At 62.4% G+C, this 9,731-nt stretch carries 9 protein-coding genes; 4 read left to right on the top strand and 5 right to left on the bottom strand.

Features of this window, described 5'->3' with window-relative positions; all coding sequences use genetic code 11:
- Positions 1 to 130 precede the first annotated feature (130 nt).
- The 5 genes from MU551_RS22955 to MU551_RS22935 form a co-directional block, all read right to left on the bottom strand.
- Entirely contained in the window at positions 131 to 1,384 is a 1,254-nt protein-coding gene (locus tag MU551_RS22955) for an aspartate aminotransferase family protein (RefSeq protein ID WP_247048883.1), read from the bottom strand.
- 75 nt (positions 1,385 to 1,459) lie between these two features.
- Positions 1,460 to 2,593: an N-methyl-L-tryptophan oxidase gene (solA, locus tag MU551_RS22950; protein WP_247048882.1), complete on the bottom strand. Its 1,134-nt coding sequence runs from the start codon at positions 2,591 to 2,593 to the stop codon at positions 1,460 to 1,462.
- Between the two features lie 2 nt (positions 2,594 to 2,595).
- Positions 2,596 to 3,363, bottom strand: a complete 768-nt coding sequence (locus MU551_RS22945; protein WP_247048881.1) for an amino acid ABC transporter ATP-binding protein — start codon at positions 3,361 to 3,363, stop codon at positions 2,596 to 2,598.
- A complete protein-coding gene (locus tag MU551_RS22940) occupies positions 3,360 to 4,256 on the bottom strand; it encodes an amino acid ABC transporter permease (protein ID WP_247048880.1) in 897 nt (298 codons plus the stop codon). Before MU551_RS22940 ends, MU551_RS22945 begins: the two co-directional genes overlap by 4 nt.
- A gap of 48 nt (positions 4,257 to 4,304) precedes the next feature.
- The gene (locus tag MU551_RS22935) at positions 4,305 to 5,234 is read right to left on the bottom strand and encodes an ABC transporter substrate-binding protein (RefSeq protein WP_247048879.1); all 930 of its coding nucleotides are present in this window, start codon (positions 5,232 to 5,234) and stop codon (positions 4,305 to 4,307) included.
- A 359-nt stretch (positions 5,235 to 5,593) separates the two neighbouring features.
- Here MU551_RS22935 and MU551_RS22930 point away from each other — a divergent pair, with 359 nt between their 5' ends.
- The 4 genes from MU551_RS22930 to MU551_RS22915 all read left to right on the top strand — a co-directional run.
- Positions 5,594 to 6,268 carry a haloacid dehalogenase type II gene (locus tag MU551_RS22930; RefSeq protein ID WP_247048878.1) on the top strand — a complete coding sequence of 225 codons (675 nt, stop codon included), beginning with the start codon at positions 5,594 to 5,596 and terminating at the stop codon, positions 6,266 to 6,268.
- Between the two features lie 27 nt (positions 6,269 to 6,295).
- Positions 6,296 to 7,573, top strand: a complete 1,278-nt coding sequence (locus MU551_RS22925) for an NAD(P)/FAD-dependent oxidoreductase (protein ID WP_247048877.1) — start codon at positions 6,296 to 6,298, stop codon at positions 7,571 to 7,573.
- A 34-nt stretch (positions 7,574 to 7,607) separates the two neighbouring features.
- Positions 7,608 to 9,155, top strand: coding sequence for an aldehyde dehydrogenase family protein (locus MU551_RS22920; protein WP_247048876.1), 1,548 nt, complete (start codon positions 7,608 to 7,610; stop codon positions 9,153 to 9,155).
- The coding region (locus MU551_RS22915; RefSeq protein WP_247048875.1) for an isocitrate/isopropylmalate family dehydrogenase at positions 9,152 to 9,731 on the top strand (580 nt) is incomplete at its 3' end. The genes MU551_RS22920 and MU551_RS22915, both read left to right, overlap by 4 nt.

The raw sequence follows: 9,731 nt of genomic DNA, 5'->3' as shown, positions 1-9,731 counted from the left end.
GGGTTCTCAACAGGGAACGTCGCCCCGCTGCTGGCCTTCTGCCAGGCGCCATCTATGAACAGGTCGGTGTAGAGGGTACTGGGATCAAATGAAGTGCTCATGTCACGCTTTCAATGATGGAAGGGAAAGATTAGGAGGTTGCCGTCTTCAGCGCCTGGGTGAACCTGGTCAGGCCGGCCTGGATCTCGTCGCTGGTGACGTTCAGCGCCGGGATGATGCGGACTACGTTGCCATGGGGTCCGCAGGTGAGGAGGAGAAGTTCTTCCTTGATGGCAGCCTGCTGGACGGCCAGCGCTGTAGCAGCGTCAGGCGTGTTGTCTGCAGCAGTGAATTCGACGCCCTGCATGAGGCCGCGGCCGCGGACGTTTCCGATGCCTGCGAATTCTGTCTTGAGAAGGTCCAGTCCTGCGCGCAGTTCGTCGCCGCGGAGCAGGGCGTTCTGAACCAGGTTCTCGCGCTCGATGACGCCCAGGGTTGCCACTCCGGCTGCAGCTGCGACGGCGTTTCCGCCGTAGGTGCCGCCCTGTGAACCTGCCCAGGCTTTGCCCATCAGCTCGGTGGAGGCTGCTATGGCTGAGATGGGGAAGCCGCTGGCGAGGCCCTTTGCGGTGATGACCACATCAGGGGTGATGCCTGCCCAGTCGTGGCCCCAGAACTTTCCGGTGCGGCCGACGCCGGCCTGGACCTCGTCCAGGATGAGCACGATGCCGTGGCGGTCAGCGCGTTCCCGCAGTCCCTGCAGGAAGGCCGGGGGAGTGGGGATGTACCCGCCGTCGCCCAGGACCGGTTCGATGATGAAACCTGCAGTGTCCGCGGGGCTGCTGATGCTCAGGAGGAGGTGGTCCAGTTCCTTCAGCGCGAAGTTGACTGCGGTTTCCTCATCCCAGCCGTACCGGTAGGAGTGCGGGAAGGGTGAGATGTGCACTCCGCCCATGAGGGGGGAGAAGCCGGAGCGGAATTTCGTGCCGGCCGTGGTGAGTGAGGCGGCTCCCACTGTGCGGCCGTGGAAGCCGCCGTGGAAGGAGATGATGTTGGGACGCCCGGTGGCCATGCGTGCCAGGCGAACTGAAGCTTCCACTGCCTCGGAGCCGGACGTGGCGTAGAAAACGCTGTCCAGCCCCGAGGGCAGGAACTCTCCCAGTTTTTCGGTGAGCTCAAGCAAGGGCTTGTGCATCACGGTGGTGTACTGGGCATGGACAATCTTGCCCACCTGCTCGCGTGCTGCCGCTACGACGTCGGGGTGGCAGTGGCCCGTGCTGGTGACACCGATTCCAGTGGTGAAATCGAGGTACTTTTTGCCGTCGGTCGCGTGGATCCAGCTGCCAAGGGCATGGTCTACGACGACGGGGGTAGCTTGCTTGAGGAGGGGACTAAGAGTTGCCATGGCTTCATACTTTCGTAGGGGTTGTAGATTGTCAACAATAAGCGGAGTGATCCGCGTCAAGCGCTTGTTGGACGACTAGCTCGTCTTGAAGCGTTCGGGCCTGACGAAAGCCAGGCCATCAAAGGTCCGCTTGCCCAAGGCTTCGTTTGCGGCGATCTCTCCGTAACCCGTAGCCATTTTGAAGCCCCCGCCGGAAAAGCCTGTGGCGAGGTAGATTTTGCTTTGGTCGTTCAGGTGCCCGAGCAGGGGCTTCCCATCCGAGGTGAAGAGATCCGGAAAGGCATCCGAGCGGACGATGTTGGGGAACAGTCCCGGGAAGAACTCAGTCACCGTGTCCATGGTTTCCGAGATCTCCGCGGGTGTCAGGTCCCGGGCGACCGAATCCGCCTGTGGTGTTGGTGCTCCCCGGCCGTCAAGTGTCGCCTTGACGGTCGCGCCGTCGACGGCGGGTGCACCGTACATGGAACGGTCCCCGGAGATCCGGATGAAGATCGGGAACTTCTCCGGCGAGAAATCCGCGGCATCGCGGGCAACAAACCAGGACAGGAAGCACCGTTTGGTCTGGGTTGCCGCCTTGAGGTAATCGGGCATCAGGCGCTGGGACCAGCCGCCCGAGGCGATGATGACGTTCTCGAAAGTCCAGGACTTATCGCCCGAGGTGATGACGACGCCGTCGGCCGTTTCGGTGATGCTGTCGATCGGGGTGTTGCTGTGGACTGTTGCGCCGTTGGCTTCCGCTGCGGCCACCGCCGCCGTGACCGCGCGGTCGGTGCGCAGGGCGCCGCCGTTTGGGTCGTAGACGGCGATGTCGTCCGGGCGGAGGTTGTGCTGCGGGTAGCGCTCGGCCATCTCCTCGCGGCTGAGGATTTCGTGTTCGGCGCCGTTGGCCCTGGTCGTTTCCAGCAAGGCCGGGATGTAGGGCCCGTCGGCGGTGCCGATGGAGAGTCCGCCGCAGCGGGTCAGAATGCTCTGGCCCGTTTCGGCTTCGAGCTCCGCCCAGAGATCCCGGGAGCGCTTGAGGATGGGGTAGAAGTCAGGGACTCCGCGGTACAGCATACGGAAAAGACGGGTGTCCCCGCCCACGGCGCTGCGGCCGTGGGCGGGAGCATGGGCTTCGAATCCGGTGACGGAATCGGACAGGCGCGAGGCCTGCCAGAGCGCCATGGAACCGATGCTGCCCAGGCCGATGACGGCGAGTTTTCCATCCACGGTTAGAGCACCTGCTGCAGGAACGCCTGGGTGCGGGCTTCCTGGGGGTTGGACAGGACTTCCCGGGCGTCACCGCGTTCGACGACGTAGCCGTCGTCCATGAAGATCAGGGAGTCGGCCACTTCGCGGGCGAAGCCCATTTCGTGGGTGACAACCACCATGGTCATGCCCTTCTTGGCGAGGTCCTTCATGACGGCGAGAACTTCACCGACCTTTTCGGGGTCCAGGGCGGACGTGGGCTCGTCAAAGAGCATGATCTCCGGATCCATGGCAAGGGACCGGGCGATCGCGACGCGCTGCTGCTGCCCGCCGGAGAGCTGGGCCGGGTAGTAGTCCCCGAACCCGGCCAGGCCGACGCTGGCGAGCAGTTCCTGGGCCCGCTTGGCTGACTCTTTCTTATTTGCGCCCTTTACCAGGACCGGCCCGGACATGACGTTTTCCAGCGCGGTCATGTTCGGGAACAGGTTGAAGGACTGGAATACCATCCCCACCCTGGTGCGCTGCTCGGCGAGCTTCTTGGGACTGTGCGCGTGGTAGGCGTGCGCAGTCTCGTAGTAGCCGAAGTCCTCGCCGTTGACTTTCAGAACCCCTGAGTCGACGGTCTCAAGGCCGTTGATGCAGCGCAGGATAGTGGACTTTCCCGATCCGCTGGGGCCGATGATGCAGCAGATCTCTCCGCTGGCAATATCCAGATTGATGTCTTTGAGGACTGTTTTAGGCCCAAAAGACTTCCGGATTTTCTGGGCAAGAATCGTTCCGTCTTTGCTCATCGGAGGGTACCTTCCGGTTCTGTCAGCACAACCTTCTTCGCCTTCCGGGGAAGCCTGGAGGTTGCGCGGGAGTATTTCTGCTCGAGCTTGGACTGCGGGTAGCTCAGCAGGAGGGTCATCACCAGGTACCACAGGCTGGCGACGAGCAGCAGCGGGATAGTCTCGTAGGTGCGGGCGTAGATCAGCTGGGCGCTTTGGAGCAGTTCCGCAACACCGAGCACACTGACAAGCGAGGTTCCCTTGAACATACCGATCACCTGGTTACCGGTGGCCGGGATGATGGAGGGCATCGCCTGCGGGATGATGACCTTGCGCATCCTGGTGCCGGCGCTCATACCGAGGGAGTCTGCGGCTTCGATCTGGCCCTTGCCGACCGAGGAGAATCCACCACGGATGATCTCGGCCATGTAAGCGGCCTCGTTCAGGGTCAGGCCGACCAGGGCTGCCGTGATGGGTGCCATCAGGGCGTTCATGTCGATCGCGGTGCCGATGTTCGTGAACGGGATCCCGATGGTCAGGTTCGGGTACAACGCGGAGATGTTGAACCAGAAGATCAGCTGCACCAAGACCGGGGTGCCGCGGAAAAGCGTGATGTAGATATTTGCGGCGATGGAAATGGGCTTGACGTGGGATGAGCGCATGATCGCCAGGCCCAGCCCCAGCAGCGTTCCCAGGGTCATGCTGGCAAGCGTGAGGAAGATCGTGAGCATCAGTCCACGGAGGATGGATTCATGCGTGAAGTACTGGGCAACCACGGCCCATTTGAAGTTGGGGTTGGTCAGGACCGAGACGAGGATCCCGATGCCGGCAAGAATGCTCAGGACCCATCCCGTGTACTCCCAGGGAGTCCGAAGCCGAATCCGTGGCTTGAGCGCTGCTTCAATGCTACTCATCGTTGCTTCCTTTCCTTTATTGGTAGCTGTGACCATGGAGGCGTCCTGCTAGTTCAGCTTGGCGTCGGTGATGGCCCCGGACTCGAGACCCCAGTTCTCCAGGGACTCCTTGTACTCCGGAGTTTCAAGGACGGACTGGATGGCCTTCTGCAGGGCGGGGGTCAGCGGAGAGTTCTTCTTCAGGCCAATGGCCGTCACATCGCTGTTACCGACGTTGACGCGGCCGATGAGTTCGAAGGAGCCCGGCTGCTGCTTCTGGGCCCAACCGAGGGAGGTGGTGTCGTAGAGGACGCCGTCGATCCGCTTGGAGTGCAGCTGGGTCAGGGCCTCCTGGACGTTGGGCAGCGTCACGCCGTTGATCGCCGGCTGTCCCTTGGAGGTGCAGGTCTGCTCGCTCAGGGCCGGAAGGCGCTTGAGCTGGCCGGTTGAGCCCTGGGTGACGGCGATGTTCTTGCCGCACAGGGTCTCGACGGTGAGCTTCAGCGGGTTCCCGGCAGCTGCGGCCACCGAGTTGCCGGCCTTGAAGTAGTCGATCATGTCCAGGACCTTAAGCCGCTCTTCGGTCTTTGACATTGTGGTGGCGGTGAAGTCGAAGCGGCCGCCGTCAAGGCCCGGGACGATCGTGTCGAACTTCGTGTCCACGAACTTCAGCTTCAGGTCAAGCTTCTTCGCAACGAGCCGGGCGACGTCCGGGTTGAGGCCGATCGGGGTGGTGTTGTCCTCAGCAAGGAAGGTCGTCGGCGGGTAGTGCAGGTCCATCGCGACCGTCAGCTCGCCCTTGTCCTTGTAGGACTGCGGCAACAAGGCAACCGCAGCCGCATCAGGCTGAATGCCTTCTGAGACGTCGGTGGTGTTGGCTGTCTTTGACTTTGCGTCATCAGAGGCCGTCGTGCCGGTGGCAGCGCCGCCACATGCACTCAGTGCGAATACGACGGCGAGCCCTGCGGCTGCGGTCTGAACTTTGTTGATGGTCTTCATGGTGCTTCCCTTCAAATGGTTTCAGCTGTTGTTGATTTGCTGAGTTGGGGGCAGTCTTTTGATTGTTGCTCCATGCGGTTGTGATCAGGATCTCGTTCCGCATCTAAAGCAATGCAACAGCCAAGATCGCTGATTGTCAACAATTGACGATAAATAAATTGAGTATTTCTCGCGCCCGAGCTCCCCTTATGGAGGATCTATCTCAAACTGTTGACAATCTACAATCACCGGATCTAGAGTCAAGAAGGGCGGGCAAAGGATCACTGATGACTCCAAGGAACCCGCTGGCGCAGACCACAGGAAGGCGGCAGGCCACACATCCGGGCCTCCCGTTCAAGACCGACTGAAACGGACGAATCATGGCAGATACCAACTCCCGGCCGAAGTACATCTCTTTTGATGTCTACGGCACGCTGATCAACTTCGACATCGATCCCACCACGCGTCGTCTCCTTGATGGCCGCATCTCGGAAGAGCAGTGGCCTACCTTCAAGAAGCAGTTCCGCGGGTACCGGTTCGACGAGGTCTGCGGCGACTACAAGCCTTATGAGGCTATCCTTCAGGATTCCTTTGACCGCGTGTGTAAGCGATGGGGCATCGGGCCGACCGAAGGCGCCGGCGCAGCGTTCGCTGAGGCTGTCCGCGGCTGGGTTGCCCACGATGACGTGCCGGCTCCGCTGAAGCTCATGGGCGACAACTACAAGCTGGTGGCTCTGTCCAACGCAGACGACAGCTTCCTGGACATCAGCATTCCCAAACTCGGTGCAGAGTGGCATGCAGTGTTTACCGCTGAACAGGCCCAGGCCTACAAGCCGCGCTACCAGGCCTTCGAGTACATGCTCGATACCCTGAACGCCAAGCCGGAGGACTTCCTGCACATCTCATCGCACACCCGCTACGACGTGCACCCGATGCACGACATGGGCTTCCGGAACCTCTGGTTGCTGGACCGCGGCTATGACCCCATTGGCCCGGGCTACGACCTCAACACTGCCAAGTCCCTGGACGAGATCAACAAGCACCTCGGTCTCTAAACCGACTTCGAGGCGAAAGGTCAAACCGTGAAACTCATTCCTTACTGGCTGGATACAGCCGAAGCATCCGGAGACTACCGGCAGACTCCGGTACCCGAAAATGTCGATGTGGCAATCATCGGCGCTGGCTTTACCGGGCTGTCCGCGGCCATTGAATTTGCCAAGCAAGGCGCGAGCGTTGCCGTTTTCGAACGCCACACCGTGGGGTGGGGCGCGTCAGGACGCAACGGGGGAATGGCAACGACCGGGTTGGCCATCAGCTTCAGCACCGCGGTCAAGCGCTACGGCGCCACCCGTGCCGTGGAGATGTTCCAGGAATACAACGACGCCATCGACACCATCGAAAAGCTGGTGCATGACAATGGCATCGACTGCGACTACAACCGTTTTGGAAAGCTGTCGCTGGCGTTCCACAAGTCCCACTACGAGGGCTTCCTGAGGTCGCAGGAAAAGCTGGCCACACTGGCCGACCACCATGTCACCGTGATCCCGAAGTCCGAGATCCACAGTGAAATCGGCACGGACTTCTACCAGGGCGCGATGGTTGACCCGCTCGGGGCCGGCCTGCACGTGGGCAAGTTCGTGCACGGCCTGGCCGGAGTGGCTGTTGCCGCCGGAGCCGATATCTGCGAGAACGCTGCAGTGACCGAGCTGAAGAAGGTCTCCGGCACCGTGCACGACGTGCACACCACCCGGGGCATCACCCGGGCCAAGCAGGTCCTGGTCGCCACCAGCGGATACACCGGCAACGTCACGCCGTGGCTGCAGCGACGCGTGATCCCCGTGGGCAGCTTCATCATCGTCACTGACCCGCTGCCCGAAGACGTGGTCAACCGGATCCTGCCCAACCGCCGCCAGGCCTCGGACAGCAAGATGCTGACCTACTACTTCCGGATCACCCCGGACAACAGGCTGCTCTTCGGCGGCCGGGCCCGTTTCGCCCTGTCCAGCCCGGATTCGGATGTCAAGAGCGCCGAGATCCTCCGCAAGGCCATGCTCGAGCTCTTCCCCTACCTCTCCAACGCCAAGGTGGACTACATCTGGGGCGGACTGGTGGACCTTTCGATGGACCAGATGGTTCACGCAGGCCAGCATGACGGCCTCTTCTACTCCCTCTGCTACAGCGGTCACGGTGTGCAGATGGCTGCCCACATGGGTAAGAGGATGGCGCACTACATGGCCGGCGACAAGAGCGCCAATGTTTGGGAAGACCTGAAGAATCCGCCCGTCCCGGGCCACTTCGGACCGCCCTGGTTCCTGCCCTTCATCGGCGCAGCGGCAAAAATCATCGACCGAGTCAAGTAGACGTCTCCCACCTCCAGGCAAGATAAGGGTCCCCATGTCATCACCAACTGTCACTGAAGCGCGCCAAAAAACTACAGAGGAATCTGCCTACAGGCGGGCACGATTTGCCAACCTGCCCGGCGGAGCTTTTTTCGAAGGTCAGTGGCAGACCGCCGAGTTGACCTTGGAAGTGCGGGATCCTGAGGATGGTGTCCTGCTGGGGCGGGTGTGCACCTCCACGTCAGAGGACGTGGAGCGTGCCACCTTGCACATCGAACGCCATCTCGAGGCGGACGAGTGGCCGCTCCGTTTGCGCCGGCAGGCGCTGGAGCGGGCGGTGGTGTTGTTGGGGGAGCAGGCTGAGCGGTTCGCCAACATCATTGCTGCTGAGAGCAGTAAGACGATTGTTGAGGCGGAGCGTGAGGTGCGGCGCTGCGCGGAGACCTTGAGGCTGTCGGCTGCGGCTTCTGAGGAGCTCGCGGGGGAGACCCTGGGGTTTGAGGACAGCATGGCCGGGGCCGGGAAGATCGGCTGGTACAGCCGGCAGCCGGTGGGGATTATTGCCGCGATCACGCCGTTCAATGATCCGTTGAACCTGGTGGCGCACAAGCTGGGCCCTGCCCTGATCGGGGGCAACGGTGTCCTGCTCAAGCCATCGACCCGCACCCCGTTGGTGGGGCTGGCTTTTGTCCAGCTGCTGCTGGAGGCCGGTGTCCCCTCGGGCCGGATCGCCGCTATTGTCACCGGCCCGGGCGTGTCCGAGGCCGTTGTCACTGACCCGCGGGTGGACCTGATTTCCTTCACCGGCGGCCCAGCGACGGCGGATCGCATCGCCTCCGCGGCCGGAGCGAAGAAAATCCTCTCCGAACTCGGCGGGAACAACGCCACGATCGTGTGCGCTGACGCCGACGCGGCGGCCGCGGCGAAAGCCATTGTGGCCGGCGCGTTCGGCGTGGCGGGGCAGAACTGCCTCTCCGTCCAGCGCGTTTACGTGCACACCTCACTCTTCGAGCAGGTCCTGGACCTGGTCACGGCCGGGACCAGGGAGCTGCGGACCGGGCCGAAGCTGGACCGGTCCACCGATGTTGGCCCGCTGATCTCCGAGGCCGAAGCCCGGCGGGTGGAGGAATGGGTAGAAGAAGCCAGGGCGGCCGGCGCCACCGTCCACACCGGCGGGACCCGCAAGAACGCCTACTACGAACCGACGGTCCTGACCGATGTGCCCTCCGAATGCCAGGTCATCCGGGACGAAGTCTTCGGCCCGGTGGTCAGCATCCTGCCGTTCATCGAGGTCAGGGACGCCGTGTTCGAAGCGAACAACACCGAGTTCGGGCTCCAGGCAGGGGTCTTCACGCAGTCCATCGACCTGGCCCTGGCCATCGCCGAGAAACTGCACGTCGGCGCGGTGGTCATCAACGAGACCTCCGACGTCCGGATCGACTCGATGCCCTTTGGCGGGTTCAAAAAATCCGGGGTGGGCCGCGAAGGGGTCCGCCACGCGGTCCGCGAAATGACAGAACCCAAAAACACCATCATCAACCTCGGCGAGTCAAAGGCCCGCTGGCAGGTCCTGGGCGGCCTGACAGAAAGGACCACACCATGACCAACGAAACCAACAGCCACAGTATCGCGGTGATCGCCGGGGACGGGATCGGCAAGGAAGTCGTCCCGGCCGCGATCACGTGCCTGGAGCGGATCGCCGCAATCCACGGGCTGGACCTGGCGTTCACCTATTTTGACTGGGGCTCTGACTACTACGGCCGGCACGGGCGGATGATGCCCACGGACGGAATCGACCGGCTCGCACAGCACGAGGCGATCTTCCTAGGCGCTGTGGGCTCCCCGGAGGTCCCGGACACCGAATCGCTCTGGGGTCTGCTGATCCCGATCCGCCGGGAATTCCAGCAGTACATCAACCTCCGCCCGGTCAAAACGCTCGACGGCGTGAAATCACCGCTCGCTTCGGAGAAGCCGATCGATATCCTCATCGTGCGGGAAAACAACGAGGGTGAATACTCCGAGGTCGGCGGCCGGATGTACCGTGGCCTGCCGCACGAAAGCGCCGTCCAGGAAACCATCTTCACCCGCCTGGGCGTCTCCCGCGCCGCCCACTACGCCGCCTCCCTCGCCGCAACCCGCACGGGCCAGCTGACGTCCGCGACCAAAAGCAACGGCATCG

The organism is Arthrobacter rhizosphaerae, from assembly GCF_023062595.1.
Classification (GTDB): Bacteria; Actinomycetota; Actinomycetes; order Actinomycetales; family Micrococcaceae; genus Arthrobacter; species Arthrobacter rhizosphaerae.
The sequence above is the reverse complement of the archived record's forward strand: the minus strand, read 5'-3'. Positions and strand labels throughout refer to the sequence as shown.

Coding starts and splice junctions, on each gene's coding strand:
- MU551_RS22940 (WP_247048880.1), bottom strand. CDS start 4,256: ATGAGTAGCATTGAAGCAGCGCTCAAGCCACGGATTCGGCTTCGGACT.
- MU551_RS22930 (WP_247048878.1), top strand. CDS start 5,594: ATGGCAGATACCAACTCCCGGCCGAAGTACATCTCTTTTGATGTCTAC.
- MU551_RS22945 (WP_247048881.1), bottom strand. CDS start 3,363: ATGAGCAAAGACGGAACGATTCTTGCCCAGAAAATCCGGAAGTCTTTT.
- MU551_RS22920 (WP_247048876.1), top strand. CDS start 7,608: ATGTCATCACCAACTGTCACTGAAGCGCGCCAAAAAACTACAGAGGAA.
- MU551_RS22935 (WP_247048879.1), bottom strand. CDS start 5,234: ATGAAGACCATCAACAAAGTTCAGACCGCAGCCGCAGGGCTCGCCGTC.
- MU551_RS22955 (WP_247048883.1), bottom strand. CDS start 1,384: ATGGCAACTCTTAGTCCCCTCCTCAAGCAAGCTACCCCCGTCGTCGTA.